12 protein-coding genes and 2 pseudogenes are annotated in these 19,831 nt (G+C 54.9%); 5 read left to right on the top strand and 9 right to left on the bottom strand.

Annotation, left to right across the window (positions count from 1 at the left end; all coding sequences use genetic code 11):
* Nucleotides 1-665: 665 nt before the first annotated feature.
* The 6 genes and pseudogenes from RBB80_RS00225 to RBB80_RS00200 form a co-directional block, all read right to left on the bottom strand.
* Nucleotides 666-1,595, bottom strand: a complete 930-nt coding sequence (locus RBB80_RS00225; protein ID WP_433966384.1) for a DUF2950 domain-containing protein — start codon at nucleotides 1,593-1,595, stop codon at nucleotides 666-668.
* Nucleotides 1,596-1,673: 78 nt separating this feature from the next.
* Entirely contained in the window at nucleotides 1,674-3,002 is a 1,329-nt protein-coding gene (locus RBB80_RS00220) for a DUF3300 domain-containing protein (RefSeq protein ID WP_433966383.1), read from the bottom strand.
* Nucleotides 3,003-3,356: 354 nt separating this feature from the next.
* Nucleotides 3,357-4,643, bottom strand: a pseudogene (locus RBB80_RS00215) (efflux transporter outer membrane subunit); the annotation flags it as partial.
* Complete coding sequence (locus tag RBB80_RS00210) at nucleotides 4,534-7,905, bottom strand: efflux RND transporter permease subunit (RefSeq protein WP_433966382.1); 3,372 nt, start codon at nucleotides 7,903-7,905, stop codon at nucleotides 4,534-4,536. The pseudogene RBB80_RS00215 and the gene RBB80_RS00210, both read right to left, overlap by 110 nt.
* A 2-nt stretch (nucleotides 7,906-7,907) precedes the next feature.
* A complete protein-coding gene (locus tag RBB80_RS00205) occupies nucleotides 7,908-8,291 on the bottom strand; it encodes an efflux RND transporter periplasmic adaptor subunit (RefSeq protein WP_433970024.1) in 384 nt (127 codons plus the stop codon).
* Entirely contained in the window at nucleotides 8,279-8,830 is a 552-nt protein-coding gene (locus RBB80_RS00200; protein WP_433966381.1) for an efflux RND transporter periplasmic adaptor subunit, read from the bottom strand. The genes RBB80_RS00205 and RBB80_RS00200 overlap by 13 nt, the downstream gene beginning before the upstream one ends.
* Before the next feature lie 814 nt (nucleotides 8,831-9,644).
* Here RBB80_RS00200 and RBB80_RS00195 point away from each other — a divergent pair.
* From RBB80_RS00195 to RBB80_RS00185, 3 genes and pseudogenes are all read left to right on the top strand, one after another.
* Nucleotides 9,645-9,689 (top strand): annotated as a pseudogene (locus RBB80_RS00195) (hypothetical protein); the annotation flags it as partial.
* A 36-nt stretch (nucleotides 9,690-9,725) separates the two neighbouring features.
* Complete coding sequence (locus tag RBB80_RS00190) at nucleotides 9,726-10,946, top strand: glycogen debranching protein (RefSeq protein ID WP_433970023.1); 1,221 nt, start codon at nucleotides 9,726-9,728, stop codon at nucleotides 10,944-10,946.
* Nucleotides 10,947-10,948: 2 nt separating this feature from the next.
* Nucleotides 10,949-11,503 (top strand): hypothetical protein, encoded by a 555-nt coding sequence (locus RBB80_RS00185; RefSeq protein ID WP_433970021.1) that lies wholly within the window; start codon nucleotides 10,949-10,951, stop codon nucleotides 11,501-11,503.
* A gap of 91 nt (nucleotides 11,504-11,594) precedes the next feature.
* On the opposite strand, the gene RBB80_RS00180 is transcribed toward RBB80_RS00185, so the two are convergent.
* Genes RBB80_RS00180 through RBB80_RS00170 form a run of 3 tightly spaced genes read right to left on the bottom strand, consistent with a single transcriptional unit; the run spans nucleotide 11,595 to nucleotide 14,349 of the window.
* Nucleotides 11,595-12,560, bottom strand: a complete 966-nt coding sequence (locus RBB80_RS00180) for an MGH1-like glycoside hydrolase domain-containing protein (RefSeq protein WP_433966380.1) — start codon at nucleotides 12,558-12,560, stop codon at nucleotides 11,595-11,597.
* Nucleotides 12,557-13,672: an MGH1-like glycoside hydrolase domain-containing protein gene (locus RBB80_RS00175; protein ID WP_433966379.1), complete on the bottom strand. Its 1,116-nt coding sequence runs from the start codon at nucleotides 13,670-13,672 to the stop codon at nucleotides 12,557-12,559. The genes RBB80_RS00180 and RBB80_RS00175 overlap by 4 nt, the downstream gene beginning before the upstream one ends.
* Nucleotides 13,669-14,349 (bottom strand): hypothetical protein, encoded by a 681-nt coding sequence (locus RBB80_RS00170; protein ID WP_433966378.1) that lies wholly within the window; start codon nucleotides 14,347-14,349, stop codon nucleotides 13,669-13,671. The genes RBB80_RS00175 and RBB80_RS00170 overlap by 4 nt, the downstream gene beginning before the upstream one ends.
* A gap of 722 nt (nucleotides 14,350-15,071) precedes the next feature.
* Between RBB80_RS00170 and RBB80_RS00165 the strand changes: the two genes are divergently transcribed.
* Together RBB80_RS00165 and RBB80_RS00160 are read left to right on the top strand one after the other, a co-directional pair.
* Nucleotides 15,072-18,656 (top strand): response regulator, encoded by a 3,585-nt coding sequence (locus tag RBB80_RS00165; protein WP_433966377.1) that lies wholly within the window; start codon nucleotides 15,072-15,074, stop codon nucleotides 18,654-18,656.
* Nucleotides 18,653-19,807 (top strand): PP2C family protein-serine/threonine phosphatase, encoded by a 1,155-nt coding sequence (locus tag RBB80_RS00160; RefSeq protein WP_433966376.1) that lies wholly within the window; start codon nucleotides 18,653-18,655, stop codon nucleotides 19,805-19,807. The genes RBB80_RS00165 and RBB80_RS00160 overlap by 4 nt, the downstream gene beginning before the upstream one ends.
* Nucleotides 19,808-19,831 lie beyond the last annotated feature (24 nt).

Here is a 19,831-nt window from a genome sequence, read left to right as displayed (position 1 = left end):
TCGTTCTGGACAAGAGGCGCTTGCAGAAAAATCATACGCTTCTTGGCGGAGACCGTTGTTGGGTGATATCCAGCCGATCTGCAACTGGTATGGTTGTACCGTCGACAGATTTTGAGCAGACTAGGACCTGATGCTGGTCCTTATTGTCCTCCAAAAACAACGGGTGCGAAGTTAAAACTATACCTTCGCAATATATTTTCGACCCCTGTAACTATCTTTAACCGGCCTACCTGCCCCAGATAAACAGCTTCCGGATTGTTTACTTCTCCCGCCTGCTCCGGATGGGGGAGTCTACACGGGCCAAAAGAGCTGTAAAAGATCTCGTGGCTTATGAGGCAAGATATACCGCGCGCGAAAGCGCCAAGACTCCGATTGCGGCTTTTCGAAAATGAGTACAGGCAGATCACATAGATATCTGCGGATTGGATATCAGGAGATCTACTCTTCAAGTATTGAACTTGCCGGCCAACTGGGAGTTGCATCAGCCGCGCGTTGTCCTTCGCGATGGAATTTAATCGGATATGGCTTCGTAACCATAGCAGGCCCTGGCAGACAGAATAAGCTTGTACAACCTATTCAGGGTCGACGTTGAAGTTCCCGCAGAGCGCTCCCTGTGACGTTGCGGGAAGACTTCCGTCCACGTTTTGACGTCAAATGTTCCGATATCACCAATTGTCAGATGTGGGTCGCCAGGTCTTATCCGGATTGTAGAGCACCATGCTTTTGACGATGTTGAGGGAATCGCTTCCCAAGTCTTTCTGATAGACAACGCCATCGTAATCAACCAGGAATGTCTTTACGCCGGTGACGCGATATTCGGCAGGTACGGCTACGAGGGCAAATCCGCCTATCATCGCTCCCTCGATCATGTAGTCGAGCTTCCCCAAGGGAGCATCGGGCCCCTGTCCTTTCAATACCTTGAAATAGTAGCCGTGGAAGGGTTTGGCCTTATCGCTGTAACCTTCAGCAAGTGCCTTCGCCACCGCCTCTCCAACGGGACCTCCCCAACTGCCATCCGGGTTTTGCCAGGCGAGCCCATCCTGCTTCCCAGGCGTGCCGATAATTCGCTGCGCATATTCATTCACGCCAGTGTCGTCGTGGATCTCCTCCGCGTAGTCCTTCTGAGCTTCTACATACCCTCGACAAATAGTGATGGCATCCAGTTCGTTAGTGCCAATGCGACGGAACAAAATCTCCTTGAGACCCGCCCTGGTATCGAAATACCATTTCGCCTCTTTCCTAACGATCGGGATTGGGAGTGGCCACTTTTCGTCGCCAACGGAAAGGACCGCGCGATTCGGGTTCCCTGGGTCTACGACCACGTCGGTTTTCTTGTGAGCTTCCGCGGCAAAAGACGCGGCATTGTTCTTATCCCGAACGGCGTCCGCTGTCGTAATGATGTCCTTGCCATCCGGTCCGAACAGTCCCGTGAGAGCGGACACGTCATAGTTTGCAGCCGCCTGGATGAGGGCTTCGGCAGCCTCCTTCGGTGTGGCAAACGACGTCTGTGGTGGTTGTGATGTCGTAGTTGCGGTTTCGCTCGATCGCGGTGCTGCATCGGCGAGGACTCCGAGGGCGCACAACAATGCGACCACCTGGGCGGCGACGAGGATCTCGATGATAAGAAATGGAACGTGTTTGATCTCATGTGATTTTCCTTGATCATGATCTGTCTATCTCCGCCGTCCGCCGCCCCTTGAGCCGCCACCACCGCCTCCCCCTCGGGAGCCCATACTGGAGGATCCCCGCGAACTGCTGGCTCGCGCGCTGCTTCCGCTGTAGCCGCCGCCACCGCCACCGCCGAAAGCTCCACCTCCGTGTGAGGAACCACCGCTGGGAACGCTTCGATTACCTACGCGATCCGCGCCGCCGCCGCCGCGATTCATTGTGCCTGCTTGTTGCCGGTTGCCGCCGCCGCGATCCATCGAACCCGCCTGTGCGCGATTGCCGCCGCGATCCATTGTGCCTGCCTGTTGCCGACCGCCGAATTGCCCTTGGTTCTGGCGCGCGTTTGCCTGTCGCGAGGCCATGGAATCACCCCGGGCAGAGCCGCCATATTTGCTAGCAGTGGCCCTGTTTGAGTAGGGAGCACCTCCACGGTGTTGAGCATTGTGCTGCCAATTGTTCCCGCCGCCAGCGGGCCGCTGGGACGGACGGTTGACATTCGTTCTGTTGGAATTGTTTACGAAGTTGTTGTTGTTGTTGATGGTGATGTTATTGTTGCTGTGGCCCCATCCACAGTTGTATCCCCAGCCTCCATGCCACGCCGCGCCTATTGCCATTCCAACGCCAAACGAAATGGCCATTCCCGCGACGACGGCTCCGGCAGGAGGGGGCGGAGGGTAGACGATTGGTGGATACGGATATACCGGTGGGCCGTAGACCACCGTTGGGTTATAGCTGGGAACGTAAATGACCTGAGGTTGAGCCTGCTCAATCACAACGACAGTCTTGCTCTCGACGGTCTTCGTCTCCACTTTCTGCTGCTCGGTAGATTTAAGGTTTCCCGCACCCTTGGCCTTCATGCGCATGCGCTGCACTGCGTCCATCACGTCACTTTGCTGTGCCAGAAAGGCATTACCCAGGTCGGTGGTCCACTTGATGTTTTCTGCAAGTTGCTTGACCACATCGGGCAGCGGTGCCATAGCCTGGACGCTGGGGTCCCAGTTTTCCTTCTCAACAGCCGCTACGAGAGCCTTGTCTTTCAGGTCCTTGTGTTGCGGCAACCACTGCTGAAGTTGAATTAGTTCCAGAGGATAGGTCGACGCAGCGAGAACCTGAGCCAGCAGTGGATCCGGATAGAGAGCGATTGGCGCCACCAGAGAATCCAATTGGTCATCCGGAATCTTCGGCGCGGGTTGCTCTGGCGGCGCATCTTGCTGGGGGGACGTTTGGGCATATGTCACCAAATCGCCAGGCAACAAAAGCAATACGCAAAGAACTGCAACTACGCCCCGGGTGCCCCCAAATGACCGACTTCCTTCCTGCACTCTCACTTTCATGATCTAGCAGCCTTTCTCGAAAGCCCTGTCTGAGATCATTGTCTTCTCAATCGTTCCAATTCGATCGATCGACAATCCACCACATCGCAAAAGAGCTGCTGAAGCTCCTCTGTAGCAGCGCTGATTAACTACTTCTTCTTGCGCATTTCCGGATGCAGCAAAAGCACGTGCGACAGAATGTCTAAATTGCAATTGCCAATGAACCATTCGACTGCTGAGCATTAGCTCCGTAAACATCAATACCTCGTTGCTCCACTCTATCCAGAGCGAAGAAAATGACTATTGCCAAAAATACTAGTGCGATCAGTACAAGCCGTAGGCTCTCAAATGCATCATTTCGGATATGGAATGTCGTTAGGGCTGCCAGCCTCCACCTAGCGCCTGGTACAACTGGACGTAGTTTTGCATCTCGGCATTCCAGGCCTGTGCCAACGCCAGCTCCGAAGTGAAATATTGCTGTTGGGTAACAAGCACTTCGAGAAAGCTCGTAACTCCACCCGAAAAACGGACGTTCGCGAGGCGGGCGGTCTCCTCGTATGTGTTGGTCTGCTCTTCGAGCTTCATCCGGAAGAGTCGGGCCTGGTTATAACCGACCAGGCTGTTGGCTACGTCGCCAAATGCGTTCAGAACTGTTTGCTTGTAGATCAACTCTGACTCGGTACGCTGTGCCCATGCGAGGTTGTACGCACTCGTGATTGCACCACCGGCATACAAGGGCTGCAGCACCTCTCCACCCAGCGACCAGACAGTTGCCGGCCCCTGGAGGAAGCTGGTTAATGCAGTGCTTTGCGCCCCGAACTGGCCCGTCAAAGATATCTGTGGGAAGAAGGCCGCCTTGGCCACCCCCACGTTGGCATTTGCCGCAACCAATGCTTCTTCACTCTGCCGGACATCGGGGCGGCGCTCGAGCAGGGCCGAAGGAAGCCCGGTGGGCACTGTGGCCAGATGCGGTTGATCGACCAGGGTGAGACCGCGGGTGATCGGCCCCGGGTTGCGTCCGAGCAAAATACTGATCTGGTTCTCGGACTGAGCGATGGATTGTTGGCTACTGATCACCTGAGCTTGAGATTGCTGCAATAGAAGGTTGGCTTGGTACACATCTGTAATTGCGCTGTCGCCGCCCTGATACTTGATAGTGTTAAGCCGCAAGATGTCATTGTCGGCGGCCACGTTCTTCTGCGCATAATCCAGCTGATCGTCGAACTGGCGCAACTGGAAATAGGCAACTGCCACGTCGGAGATCAGAGTTGTCTGAATGAAGTACCGGGCATAGGTGGTCGCCAGCAACTGCGCACGCGCGGCCTCGGTGGCACGGCGGTATTTTCCCCAGAAGTCCACGATGTAATTCAGTTGAATACTGAGCGAATCCAAAGTCGGTCCGTTCGGAATGATCGCATTACGCTCATAGTTCACACCGCCTGAGCCAGAGACGTTGGGCAACTGGTTAGCACGAGTGATCCCTACCACCGCCTGAGCCTGTAGGATGCGGGAGGCGGCGATCTGCATGTCATAATTGTTGGCCAAGGCTTCCTTAATGAGTGCTCTCAGCGTCTCGTCCTGAAAGACCGTCTCCCACCGCATCTCGGCAAATGGCTGCGTTCCCGTTTGATTGGACAGGTCTGGCGCAACCCCGCGATACTGATCCGGTGTAGCCACCACAGGGCGCTTGTAGTTCGGTCCGACCTTGCAGCCGGCCATCAGTGGCACCAACATAATCGCGGCGAATGGTCTCATGCCGATCATTGTGGAGTGCCTTTCGAAATAGGTTCGTGAATTCCTCCGGCTCCTTCTTTTTGCCGAAGAGATTGCCGAAGCGCTCAACGACATCGAAGGAGACAGGAATAAAGAAGACTGCAAGCAGCGAAGCCGCCAGCATGCCGCCAATCACCACCGTTCCCAACACCTGCCTGGAGATGGCACCTGCACCTGAAGCCGTCCATAGGGGAACGCAGCCAAGGATAAAAGCGAACGCTGTCATCAGGATTGGTCGCAGCCTTAGCTTCGCGCCAGAGAGCGCTGCATCGATCAAGGATTTGCCTCCCTCGTACTCTGCCTTTGCAAACTCAACGATGAGGATGGCATTTTTGGCGGACAACCCGATCAGCATCACCAGGCCAATCTGCGCGTACACGTTGTTGTCGAGCCGTCGCAGATAAAGCGCAGCGAACGCTCCAAAGACAGCGATTGGAACGCCCAATAGCACACTAAGCGGCAGCGTCCAACTCTCATACTGCGCGGCCATGATCAGAAACACGATAAAGAAGGAAAGGCCGAAGACAACGGTCGGGCTGACTCCTTGAGCGGCTTTCACCTCCTGAAAAGACATGCCCAAATAGTCGAATCCCATCTGGTTTGGCATCGTCTTCTTGAAGACATCTTCCAGCGCCGCAATTGCCTGCGTCGAACTATAGCCGGGGGCGGCCGAACCGTTGATCTGGACACATTGGAACTGGTTGTACTTCATGATGAATTCCGGCCCGCTACGTGGTACGTTTCCCGTCAGCGTACTCAGAGGCACCATCTCTCCGCTGCTGTTGGTCACATAAAATTTGCCCAGATTGTCTGCGGAGGTTCGATAATTTCCCTCCGCCTGGATGTAGACCTGCCACTGGCGGCCGAAACGGTTGAAATAGTTCACCAGTGATCCACCCATAAACGTCTGCAGGGTCTGGTAGACGTTCGCCAGGTTGACTTGTTGAGTGAGCACCTTTTCCTGGTCCAACGTGATCCCGACCTGCGGCACTCCAAACAGTGCGGTGGTCATCACCCCATTCAACTCCGGGCGTTTGCGAGCCTCAGCCATGAATACCTCCGCGTTCTTCGCGAGGAACTCAATGGGACTGCCGGAGCGGTCTTCAAGAACAAAGGTGAATCCTCCCGATGTTCCGACGCCGGGAATTGCGGGCGGCGGGAAAGCAAAAGCTATCCCCGAGGTAACTCTGGATAGCGCGCCCATCAGGTGCCGCTTGATTCCGATGTAACTTTCTTCAGGAGTCTTACGTTCTTCCCAATTCTTGAAGGAAACGAAGAAGAAGGAGCTGTATGTGGTGTTGACGCCACTCAACATGCTGTAGCCAATCACGGTGCTGACGTTCTCCACACCCGGCGTATCTAACATGATCTTCTCGACCACCTTCGACGCTTCCGAAGTACGCTCCAGGGACGAAGCGTTCGGCAGCTGTAGTCCGCCATACATATAGCCTTGGTCTTCATCCGGAAGAAAGCCTCCCGGTGTCTTATGCCCGAAGTAGCCCGCGCCAACTACGAACACCAGCAAGAGCAGGAATGCGAAACCCGCTTTATGAATCAGGTGTTTGCAAGCGTTGACATATCCGCCTGTGACTCTGCCGAAGACGCGATTGAACCAGCGAAAGAACGCCCCCAGCGGGCCACGAGACTCCTTCCTGGGCCGCAATAACATGGCGGACAAGGCCGGGCTTAGCGTCAACGCGTTGAAGGCCGAAAAAGCGACGGACACTGCGATTGTGACTGCGAACTGCTGATAGAGCCGACCTGTAATACCGGGAATGAATGCGGTCGGCACAAACACCGCAGCCAGGATAAGCGCGATCGCAACCACCGGTCCGCCGACCTCTTCCATCGCCTTGATCGTCGCGTCATGTGGCGTCATGCCATGTTCGATGTGGTGCTCAACCGCCTCAACGACGACGATAGCGTCATCGACCACCAACCCAATCGCCAGCACCAGCCCAAACAGCGAAAGCGTGTTAATGGAAAAGCCCAGCAGCGGAAAGATCATGAAGGTTCCGATAAGCGAAACCGGGACCGCCAGCAACGGGATCAGTGTCGCCCTCCACCCCTGAAGAAAAATGTAGACCACAAGGATGACCAGTCCTAATGCTTCCAGGAGAGTATGCTCGATCTCCTTGATTCCGGCAGTCACTGCGAGCGTCGTGTCGAGTGCAACAATATAGTCGAGGTCCTCGGGGAAGCGGGTCTTCGACTCCAGCATCAGCGCGCGAACTCCGGCAGCGGTCGCGACCGCGTTTGCGCCGGGGGCCTGGTAGATCGCCACTAGCGCTGCGGGCTTGCCGTTCAGACGGCCGATCATGTTGTAGTTCTGCGCTCCCAACTCCACACGTGCGACGTCCTTCAAACGCAAAATGCCTTCACCGGCTCTTGCCCGGACGATGATCTCACCAAAATCCTCCGCGGAAGGAAGGCGACCAGGAGCGCGCACTGTATACGTGAACTGCTGTCCCGGCGGAGCAGGATTGCCGCCGATCTGACCCGCAGGATTTACATTGTTCTGGGCCTGGATCGCGCTGATGATCTCCGGAACGGTGATCTTAAGGTTCGCCAGTTTGTCCGGATTGACCCAGCACCTCATCGCATACTGGCCAGCGCCGAAGACAGATACCGAAGCGACTCCAGGCACCCGAGTCAGTGCGTCGTTCAAGTTGATCGTGGCGTAGTTCGCCAAAAAGATGTTGTCGTAGGTGCCCTTCGGGGAGCTGAGGTCGATCAGCATCAACGGTGCCGCCGTAGACTTCTGCACCGTGATCCCCTGGTTCAGCACTGCGCTCGGCAGTTGTGCATTGGCTTGCGAAGCACGCATCTGGGTCAGAATTTGGTCCGTGCTCGCCACCGTGTCGATGTTGAAGTCCACCGTCAGAGTCATCTGCCCGTTGCTGGCGTTCAGCGAGTACATATAATTCATCTTGTCGACGCCCGACATCTGCTGCTCAATAGGGGTCGCTACCGATTGCGCGACGGTCTGCGCGTCCGCACCAGTGAAGTTGCCTATGACCTGAATCTGAGGGTCGGCAATATTGGGAAACTGGGAAGTTGGAAGTCCCAACATCGAGACAATGCCGGCGATGACCATCAAGATCGAAATAACAATCGCGACGATTGGTCGATTAATGAAAAATTTGGACATGGTCAGTTGCCCTCAGCCTCAGACGCAACGATGTATGGCTTGGGGGTAACCGGTGTACCTTGGCGGACCTTCATGAAGCCCTGGACAATGATCTTCTCTCCCGGTTTCAACCCCTCGGTGACGATCCAATTCGGTCCCACTCGCTCTCCGACCTTGACCGGCCGAAACATTGCTTTGTTCTCCGGACTGACGACGACAACTTGATACATCGACTGGACTTCAATAACAGCCGGCTGTGGGACCAGCAATGCATGCTCGGTTGTTCCGGTTTCAATACGAATGTTGCCAAAGCCGCCCGGGCGCAGGATGCCGTCCTTATTAGGAAACTCTGCCGCAATCTGGATCGTGCCGGTCTGCGAGGCTATCTCTCGATTTACCAGAACGATCTTGCCCTTTGCCGGAAAAGTGGTCCCGTTCGTCTGTATGAACTCGATTGGAAGAGGTTTTCCTTGCGCCCTACCCCCCGGACCATCCGCGCGATCGCCTGTGCTTTGCCGAGGTAGTCGCTCTCGCTGATGTTGAAATATGCCCGGATCGGATTCACCTGGGAGACAGTCGTCATCTTGGTTGCAGTGCCCACCAGGTCGCCAACGTTCGAATTCGAGACGCCGGCCAGGCCATCGATGGGAGACAAGACCTTGGTCCAGGACAGATTTAACTCGGCCTGGACCATGCTTGCCTTCGCGGCATTGACCTGCGCCGTCGCCGCCGCCAGGTTAGATATGTCAGTGTCCAGTTGCTTTTGCGGAATGGCGTGCTGTTCAGCGAGCGGGCGGTCTCGCGTGACATTGTTTTCCGCTTCGCTTTCCTGCGCCACGGTGACCGCTACCTGTGCCTTCGCCTGGTCGAGACTGGCGACAAAAGGACGAGGGTCGATCTCATAGAGTAGTTGCCCTCTGTGGACAAAAACCTTCCGAATAGTCACGCTTCAGCAGGTATCCTTGCACTTTCGGCGTAATATCCGCATTGACCTGGCCGTTCAGCTGCGCCACCCACTCCTGGTAGATAGGAACGTCCCGCTCCACAACGTCACTCACTTCAACCTCGGGGGCTTCGGCGCGGGGGAGCTTCCTTCTCCGCGCAACCCACGGCGGCCAGCAGTAGGCACATACCCATCACAATCGAGAAGGCGTCAAAGCAGCGGCTTCGACCAACTGGGCAAAAGAACCTATCCAGCTTGTCCGTGTGTAAGGGAAAGCTCCGAACCATAGGTCGCGCTCCCATCGTTTTCTCCCCGCGGGACTTGCCCGCGCTCTCGCCGATATGTTGTTCCCCGCTTTATACCTCATCTCAATCAACGGTACGACTAGCAGTATTGCTAGATCCGAATCCACATTGCTTTGTTATGAGATCCAAAAATACAAGGTGAATCGGTCTGAGATCCGCAGAGGAATATCGCTGAGCGGAGGAAATATGAGAGATGTATCATTGCCGATCGTGAACAGTCGTCGATGGAGTCTCCTAAGTTGCGCAAAATGCTGACTGACGACCTTTGCAATGAAGTCAGGAAGGTGCATGATGCAAATCGGATCTTCGAAGCCTTTGTCTCCAACGGGACACAGTGCCCCGTTAGGCGCTACTGTGGTGCAAGGTGGCGTCAACTTCAGCCTGTACTCCCGGAAATCGACGCAACTTGATCTACTGCTTTTCGACAGCGAAGATGGGCCTCCTCCCGAATCCTCTGCCTCGATCCCTCGGCCAACCGCACGTACCACTACTGGCACGTATTCGTACCCGGATTGCGACCAGGACAACTGTACGGATATCGTGCTCATGGCCCTTTCGACCCATCGCAAGGGCTGCGTTTCGACGCGTCCAAAGTGCTCTTAGACCCGTATGGGCGCGAAGTGGTCATTCCTGCCGGTTATAGCCGCCAGTCCGGCCGCCATAAAGGAGACAATGCCGCGACGTCGATGAAAAGCGTTGTCGTAGGCGGTTATGCCTACGACTGGGAAGGCGACGAGCCATTGCACCGGCCGTCCTCGCAAACTGTGATTTACGAGATGCATTTAGGTGGGTTCACCCGCCACCCCAACTCCGGATTACCAGCTAACACCCGTGGCACGTTCGCGGGCCTCATCGAGAAAATACCCTATCTGCGAGACTTGGGGATCACAGCAGTCGAACTACTACCGATCTTTCAGTTCGACACCCAAGACTGCCCACCAGGTCACGTGAACTATTGGGGATATCAACCGGTATCTTTTTTTGCGCCACATCGCGCGTACAGTTCACGGCAAGATCGTCTCGGGCCAGTGGATGAATTTCGGGATATGGTCAAGGCTCTCCATCGTTCCGGGATCGAAGTAATTCTCGATGTCGTGTACAACCACACCTCTGAAGGTGACGAGAGCGGACCGACTCTGAGCTTTCGTGGGTTGGATAACAACGCCTATTACATTCTGGAAGACCGCTCTCGCTATGCGAATTACACCGGAACTGGCAACACGTTGAATGGGAATCACCCAATCGTGCGGCGCATGATCGTTGATAGCCTGCGCTACTGGGTTGAAGAGATGCACGTCGATGGCTTTCGTTTCGACCTGGCCTCCATCCTTACTCGCGACTCGTCCGGTCAACCTATGGCAAATCCCCCTGTGTTGTGGGATATAGAAACTGATCCGGCGCTGGCAGGAACCAAGTTTATAGCCGAGGCGTGGGACGCGGCTGGGCTATATCAGGTCGGCAGTTTTATCGGCGACAGTTGGAAGGAATGGAATGGAAGGTTTCGAGATGACATTCGAAGTTTCTTCCGATCTGAGGACGGCACAGTTACTCGCCTGGCGGATCGCTTTCTTGGCAGCCCGGAAGTCTACGGTCATAAGAAGCGGGAGGCAGAGCAGAGCGTGAACTTTGTCACGTGCCACGATGGATTCACTCTGAACGATTTAGTCTCGTATGAACGCAAATACAACGAGGCGAACGGTGAAGCTAACCGCGACGGAGGCGACGACAATCGAAGTTGGAATTGCGGCGCCGAGGGCCCGACGGGCGATCCCGCTATCGAAAGGCTGCGCAACAAACAGGTGAAGAACTTTTGACGGTGACCCTGCTCGCGCTAGGTGTACCCATGGTTCTAATGGGGGATGAAGTGCGACGCACACAAAGAGGCAACAACAACGCCTACAGCCAGGACAACGAAATCAGCTGGTTTGATTGGGGATTAGTCGAAAAACACGCGGAGATCCATCGATTTCTGAAATTGCTCATATCCCGGCGGCTTCTCAGGGATATCGAAGCGGAACTTGATCGCAAAAACCTGGAACAATTTCTGTTTGAGGCTAATAAGACCTGGCACGGAGTCAAGGTTGGACAGCCTGACTGGAGCCCGTCGTCGCATAGCCTGGCATTCAGCGCCGAGATCCCCAAAGAGAAATTGATGTTTTATCTCGCTTTCAATAGCTACTGGGAGGCTCTGGAGTTTGAGTTGCCGTTTATGGATCTATGGCCCCAGAATCCTTGGCGGCGCTGGATCGATACGAGTCTTGATTCACCAGCGGACATCGTTGAATGGAATGCGGCTGAAACTGTACCGGGTCTCAAGTATTCCCTTGCATCTCATTCTGTCGTGGTCCTTTTTACGAGACTACCCAACTAAGGATCTCGCTCGCATGGCGCGGAGTTGCTAAAGGGATATTTAACTTCGCCGCGCCCAACAAGTTTAGTTGCCCCAATAAAAGGAAGTGGCATCATCGCTCGTCTGAGTCACTCTGCTCCTGTCCCATTAGGATGGCAAGGCGCTCGACACCCTTCTCGCCGAGCATGTCTTCGGTGAAGCGGCCGTTTGACTGGATAATCCTTGCAATGCAGCCCGTCCACCCGGTTTGATGGCTGGCGCCGATACCAGCGCCGCTATCGCCGTGGAAGTACTCGTAGAAAAGAATGTTGTCTCCCCAGAGTGGGTCGGTCTGGAACTTCTCCGTCCCGCCAAACACCGGACGGCGCCTCGACTCGTCCCGAACAAAGGTTCCGATGAGCCGCTCTGCCAACTCGTGCGCGACCTGAAACAAGGTCAGCAGTTTACCGGAGCCCGTCGGGCACTCCACCTTGAACGTGTCGCCGTAGTAAGCACCCAGCCGGAGGAGTGAGAGGTAGAGCAGGAAGTTAACGGGCATCCAGACCGGCCCTCTCCAGTTAGAGTTTCCTCCGAACATGCCGCTGTCAGAGTCACCCGGCAGATAGGACACGCGATACTCCTGGCCGCCGACTTCGAAAACGAAAGGATGATCGAGATGGCAGCGCGAGAGAGCGCGGATGCCATGCGGGCCGAAGAACTCGTTCTCGTCGAGCATTCTCGCCAGGATACGGCGCAACTTCTCCTCGTTCACGGTGGCGAGCATCCGTCTGCCCGCCAAACCTGGTGTGGCCGGCATGTGGAGGTTTGCCGCAAGCTCGGGATGGCGTTGCATGAACTCCCGAATGCGTTTCCGGGACGCCGGCAATTTTTCAAGTACGTCTTCCTCAAAGATCACGACCGCCGCCAGAGGCAGAAGGCCGACCATAGACCGCACCTTCAAACGGAAAGCCTGGCCGTCCTGCAAACGGAGCACGTCGTAGAAGAATCCATCCTCTTCGTCCCACATCTTGTCATGATGTTCGCCCATTCGGTCCATCGCCCCGGAGATCCACATGGTGTGTTCGAAGAACTTGATCACAAATTCCTCATAAAGGGGTTAAACAGCGCGAGTTCAACGGCAATGCGCAGCATCTGCTGGCTGAAGAACACCATCCACGCGGTCCCGTCAGCCTGTTCCAGATACCCTCCCGTAGGGAGTGGCGAGCTGCGATCGAACACGCCTATGTTGTCTAGCCCCAGGAAACCGCCTTCAAACACATTGTTTCCTGTACGGTCCTTGCGGTTGAGCCACCAGGTGAAGTTGATCAGGAGTTTGGAGAATGCATAAATGAGAAACTCGTGATCTCCCTTACCGTTGTTTCGCTCCTTGTCTGTCAGGTAAATCTGCATGGTGGCGTACGCGTGCACCGGAGGATTCACATCGCCGAAGTTCCACTCGTAGGCCGGTAATTGCCCATTGGGGTGAAGATAATCATTGCGCAGCATCAGATCCAGTTGCGACTTCGAAAAATCAGAGTCCACTGACTGGAAAGCCAACATGTGAAATGCAAGATCCCACGCTGCGTACCACGGGTACTCCCACTTATCCGGCATCGAAATGATGTCGTCATTTTCCATGTGGAACCACTCGCTGTTGCGCACCTTCTTGCGCGCCTCGGGACTAGACCATGCGCCGACATGATGTTCCTTCAGCCACTTGTTGAGATCGTAGTAAAAGTACTGCTTGCTCCAGAGCATGCCAGACAGCGCCTGTCGCATCACAAGGGCACGATCCGGATCGGCTTTGACTGAGGGCGGGATTATCGAGTCATAGAATTCATCGGCCTCTTGCCTGCGGTCGGTGAAGACCTCATCGAACGCCTTGAAAGGACTTTCGGCCTTGCTCGGAAGGGGCCGCGACAAACGCAAGCGCACAATTCGAGTTTCGCCGGAACTGATATTAAGGATGTAATGTGGAGACGCTTTGGTCCCTTGCGCCGCTGGGTTTACTGCCCGAGTATCGCCGCTTACGACGAAATCGTTGATGCCGTCCTTGACATAAGGCGACGCATTTTCACCACTGAAGAGTCTTGCGTTGTTGGTCTCGTTCTCGGTGAACAATAGGGGTGGCTCTCCCTCGCAATAGAGGCTGTAATCGTCCAACGACTCCTGGAACAGCGGATCGGTATGGTGAGCCGCAATTACGCTCACACCCTCCATCTGCCCCGCTGACAGAATCGGCTTGGCAGCGCCCCTTCCCAAGACCACGTATTCCGAAACCAAAGCGTCGGCAAAAGATGCAGCGTGGCCTCTTCAGGTCCGCGGTTGGCGATGCTGATTCGTATGCCCAGGTCGTCCGGTCCGGCCTTGGCGTATTCAACAAACACATCGAAGTATCGGTCTTCGTTGAAAATGCCTGTGTCCAACAACTCATACTCCAGCGCTTGGCGACCGCGCTGACGGTTTGTCTCGATGAGGTCCGTATACGGATACGCCGCCTGCGGGTACTTGTAGAGGTACTTCATATACGAGTGCGTAGGCGTGCTGTCCAGGTAGAAGTAGTATTCCTTCACGTCCTCGCCGTGATTGCCTTCGCTGTTGGTCAGCCCGAACAGCCGTTCCTTAAGGATAGGATCCTTGCCGTTCCAGAGACCCAACGCGAAACAGAGAACCTGGTGATCGTCGGAGATGCCTGCGATCCCGTCCTCACCCCACCGATAAGCCCGCGATCGCGCCTGATCGTGTGTAAAGTAATCCCACGCGTTTCCGTCTTCGCTATAATCCTCGCGTACCGTCCCCCACTGCCGTTCACTCAGATAGGGACCCCACTTCTTCCAAGCGTGTTCCTTCCTGCGGGTTTCATTCAGTCTGCGCTGTTCCTTTGTCATCGACCCTCCTTCGGCGCTGCCGAAACAAGATGATCCTCTAGGTTCTAGTTTGTCCGTAGTCTTCTGTTAACAATTTCTGCCCGCGAATGAACTGCGGGCCTTCGCCCAGACGGCGCTTTAGTAACTCGTACCTGTTCCATGTTCATCGCTTACTCTCTTCTTTGCGGTCGTTAGGAACCTGGAGAGCTGCACTTCGACGAAGCGGTCGTTTGCCCTAGATAAATTACCCACACTGAGGTGGCCTTCGTTTCCGGGAACGGACTACTCCCCTGGTCACCGACTCCTTGGGCCCATAACTACGCATAACCAGTCTGAAATCGCCGGCATCTGCGGCCAACCCGCTCGGCTGCTGGTATTTACTAGGTGGGTCACGCCGAACATAGGTGCGCAGTATGACGTCCTAGAGAAACTTCAGCTTGCCCGGTCTCCTATCGAAATTCGATCGATTGGATTAGTCGCAGACAATTGCCTCGAATTGTACATCGTGAGCCGCCGTAGTGCGTTCGCCGGAGCCGTCTGTCCCTTCTCGAAGGGAACACAGATACTTGTTCGCTCGTTTCAGTCGTCGCAATCCACGCTTGCACATGTCAGTGGGTTAGACCGCGTCGTTCATCCCAGTTCCCGTCGCGCCTACCCGCGCAGTTCCAGCCCGTTTATCGAAGTCCGTGCCATGCTCAGCTTCGACAGTTACAATTGGCCATTTCCCGGAGCAGGTGGAAATTATGGGTCTCCTATCGAATTTCAAAATCCGGACCAAGATATTCGTAGCTCTGCTCCCGTTGGCGATCATGGTAATTGTGGCAGCGTTGTACGCGTCGATCGAGATGAAGATTATCGACACCCGCTATAGCGATCTGATCGCGTCTGATTTCAAGACACTTCACAACGTGACAGTCGCGCGAGGATTGAGCAACCGATTCGCCCAGCTAATCTATCAAGAGATTGCTGAACCTGACGTTGATAGAAAGCGGGCCGTCGACGCGGATCTTGAAAGGACAGCTGCGGAATTTCACTCGCTGGTCACGTCGGCCGTTGCAGAAGACCCGAACGCCACGCAGAAGATCGATGCCGCTACGACCTTCTTCGACCAAGGTGTGTCGGAATCCGGTCCTATTCGGGCTGCAGCCCTGAACGGCGACAATGACAAAGCGATCAAACTGACACGGGAGGTATTCGATCCGGAGTTTCGCAAGGGTCGACAAGCGTTAGCTGATTTGGCCGATGAAGTTCACGCAACGGTTGACCAACGGTCGAATGAACTCACCGATAAAACTCACCTCACAATTCTGATTACGTGGGTCGTGATCATTCTCGGTCTTGCTGCATCTTTCACGATCGCCCTCTCCATCGTGCAGATTGAAGTTGTAAAAGTCGTATTGTCGTTCCGAACCCGAATCCTGGACGTAGCAGAAGGACGATTGGACCTGCCCGTGGCGAATCTCGATCGGCCCAATGAAATTGGAGAGATGAGCCGTGCGCTAAATACCTTGCAGATCGCTGCCCGTGAACAGAAAATCCTGGGCTGGATCAAAGCGGAGGTCGCGACTACGACAGAGCGGCTTCAGTCGACAGAGAATTTTGAGGCATTCGGCACCGTCCTGCTGTCGCGAATCTCAGTGACGCTAAATCTGCTGTACGGTGCGTTCTACCTGGCCAACGAAAATCACACGCTCTTCTCTCGTGTCGGGGCCTTCGCGACAGAAGCCTCGACAGAACCGCGAGAATTTGCTCTCGGTGAAGCCCTCGTTGGACAGGCGGCAGCTGAGAAGCGCAGTCTTCGGATCGCCTCTGGGGCCGACGAACCTCTCCAAGTCAATACAGGTGCAGGTGCTGTAACGCCCGCATGCGTTCTTTTTGTCCCCGTTATGAATCAGGGTGACGTGCTAGCTGTCATCGAGCTGGCGCCTTCGGCCCCTGTATCGGAAAATCAGCAGGCGCTCCTGGACGCGCTCTTACCAACGGTTGCCCTCAATACAAAGATCCTGGCCAGTAAGCTCGTTACCAAAAAGCTGCTTGAGCAAACCCAGTTGCAGGCTGCTGACCTTGCGGTCGCCAAGGAAGCAGCCGAAGCCGCCACCACAGCCAAATCGGCTTTCCTGGCCAACATGAGCCACGAGATCCGTACCCCGATGAATGCCATCATCGGGATGACGCACCTCGCTCTAAGGACCGAGCTCTCCCCGAAACAGACAGATTACCTGACTAAGGTGAAGTTCGCAGCACACTCGTTGCTTGGAATCATTAACGACATCCTGGACTTCTCCAAGATCGAAGCGGGCAAGCTTGATATTGAAAAAATAAACTTCCGGCTTGAAGACGTTCTTGACAATCTATCGACAATCGTCAGTCAAAAAGCGCAAGACAAAAACCTTGAGTTCCTGATCTCTTCGCAGCATGACATCCCGCATAACTTGATTGGTGACCCACTGCGCCTCGGACAAATCCTGATCAACTTAGTGAACAACGCGGTCAAATTTACCGAGCGTGGCGAGGTGCTGGTAACAGTTACGCTCGAAGAACAGCTATCAGAGCGGGTCAAGGTGAGGTTCTCAGTCCGCGACAGCGGTATCGGGATGACACCAGAGCAGAGTTCCAGGCTGTTCCAGGCATTCGCGCAGGCCGACAGTTCGACGACGAGAAAGTATGGTGGCACCGGGCTTGGCCTTTCGATCTCCAAGCGACTGGTTGAAATGATGGATGGGTCTATCTGGGCCGAGAGTGAACCGGGCTTGGGCAGCACCTTCCATTTCACAATCTGGTTTGGAATTGGCTCGGAAGACAAACGCAAACGCTTGATTGCCGATCTTGCCGGCATCCGAGCGCTGGTAGTGGACGATAATGCACAGGCACGCGAGATCCTCACGGAGGCACTCCGTGTATTCGCACTTCGGGCAGATTCCGTTTCGTCAGGTGAAGACGCAGTGCGCGAAATAGCCGCAGCGGACTCGACGGATCCTTATCGTCTAGTTCTGATGGATTGGCACATGCCGGGATTGGACGGTCTTCAGGCCAGCCGCATCATCAAACGTAACGACCGCCTGCAAAATATTCCGAAGATTGTTATGGTTACTGCCTTCGGACGAGATGAAATCAGAACCCAGGCGGGGGAGATTGGTATCGAAAGTTACTTGTTGAAGCCGATCAATCAATCCTTGCTCTATGACACTCTGATGGATCTGTTCGGCATTGCGGGAATAGATGACCACCGTTCCAGCGAGAGGGAAGAGAAGACGACCGTGCATGATGCCACCGGAATCCGTGTGCTGCTGGTCGAAGACAACGAGATGAACCAGCAGGTTGCGACTGAACTTCTTGAGAGCGCCGGAGCAATCGTAACCGTGGCCAACCACGGTGGGGAAGCCGTGAAGATCCTCACCGCTGGAGACCACGCTCCGGAGTTCGATGTCGTGTTCATGGACCTGCAGATGCCCGAGATGGATGGGTTTACGGCAACAAAGCTACTACGAAGCGATCCGCGTTTGCGGAACTTCCCAATCATTGCGATGACGGCGCACGCCTTGGTCGAAGAGCGCCAACGTTGTCTTGATGCGGGCATGAATGATCACGTGTCGAAACCGATTGATCCCGATAATCTGTTTACGACTTTGCTCCGATGGGCCAAGCCCAGACCCAAACAGGTCCTCGATTTCCAAACACCGATCGTCACTTTGAAAGCTTCTAACGAAGTAGTTTTGCCAGAAATCCCAGGGATCAAAGTCGCGGATGGCCTTAACCGCGTCGCCGGGAACAGGCGGCTATACCGCGACCTGCTGGGGCAATTTGCCGCTAAACAAGGCGACGCGGCCGCCCAAATTTCAACTGCGCTCGAAAGTCGCGATCTTAACCTCGCTGAACGCATTGCCCATACAGTCAAGGGTGTTGCCGGAAACCTCGGAATCACCGACGTGCAGTCCGTGGCCCAGAAATTGGAGAAGGCACTCCATGGCAGTGAGGAAACTGTCTCTGCATTGCTCGACGAGTTTGCGAGAGTGATGGGCACTCAGGTTCAAGCTATTGAGACGGCACTACGCGATTCAACAACTGCACGGCAGAAGACCCAGCAGACCTCGCCCTTTGATGAAGAGACGGCATCGGCAGCGATTGCCCAGCTTCGGAGATTGCTCGAAGCAAGCGACGGCGACACCGAAGCGTCGTTTCTCAGTTTGCAAGACGCAGTGGCAGGGGTTGTCGAGGAGCCCTATCTGGACGCTCTGAGTGAATCAATCAACGGCTTCGATTTTGATTCAGCACTAGCGAAACTGGAAGAGATAGCTGAACGCTGCACACGAAATGGGGACAATAAATGAACCAGACCGATCAAAAGAAGACAGTGCTGTTGGTGGACGACGCTCCGGCCAATATCCAAATCGTGAATGCAATCCTGAAGGACATCTACAAAATTCGCGTCGCAACCAACGGCGCAAAAGCCCTGGAACTCGCAAAAGCTACGCCTCCGCCAGACCTGATTCTGCTGGACGTCGTGATGCCAGAGATGGACGGGTACGAAGTATGCAGACGACTGAAACTGGCTTCGGAAACGCGTGACATTCCCGTCATATTTCTTACTGGACAGACAGAAGTTGAGGAGGAGACTAAGGGCTTTGATGTCGGCGCAGTGGACTACATCCATAAACCGTTTTCGCCCGCGATTGTAAAGGCGCGCGTGCAAACTCACCTCGTGCTTCGTGGAATTCGTGAACAGCTCGCCCAGCAGTTGCTCACGATCCAAAAAGAGCTGGATACAGCGCGGAAGATTCAATTGTCGATTCTCCCATCCACGATCCCAAAAATTGAAGGTCTCGATATTGCTGCGCGCTACATCCCCATGACCTCCGTCGCCGGCGATTTTTACGACTTCATCGCGGTAGATGAGAAACACATCGGCATTCTTGTAGCCGATGTATCGGGACATGGGATGCCCGCCGCGCTTATCGCTTCGATGCTTAAGATCGCACTGTCATCCGAGGTCGGCCACGCTTCCGATCCGGCGCGGGTACTATTGGGTCTGAATCAGGCTCTATGCGGGAAGTTCGAACACCATTTCGTCACGGCGGCATACCTATTTGTTGATATGCAGAAACGAACGCTGACTTACTCCGGCGCCGGTCACCCGCCTCTACTTTTGTGGGGTGGACCCGAAGGCTTGCGCAGTGTTGAAGAAAATGGGTTGTTTCTTGGAAAATTCTCGTTCGCAACTTACTCTTCGAGAGAATTACCTTTAAGGGCTGGCGATCGAATTTTGCTCTACACCGACGGGATTCCGGAAACGGCGAACCCTGAGGGAGTCGAGTTTGCCACTGACCGCTTCAAGCAATTTCTGGAGATTGATGACAGCACCTCGGCAGATCAATTCGCCGATCGCCTGCTCGAGGAACTGTCACGCTGGTCCGCTCGAGGGTCGCCCGATGACTTGGATGACGATATGACGATCGTGGCCATCCAGGTGAAAATCGTTTGAAGCTACGCCACCCGTATTGAAGGT

Origin of the sequence: Tunturiibacter gelidiferens (genome assembly GCF_051013345.1) — a bacterium.
Lineage (GTDB): Bacteria > Acidobacteriota > Terriglobia > Terriglobales > Acidobacteriaceae > Edaphobacter > Edaphobacter gelidiferens_A.
The sequence above is the reverse complement of the archived record's forward strand: the minus strand, read 5'-3'. Positions and strand labels throughout refer to the sequence as shown.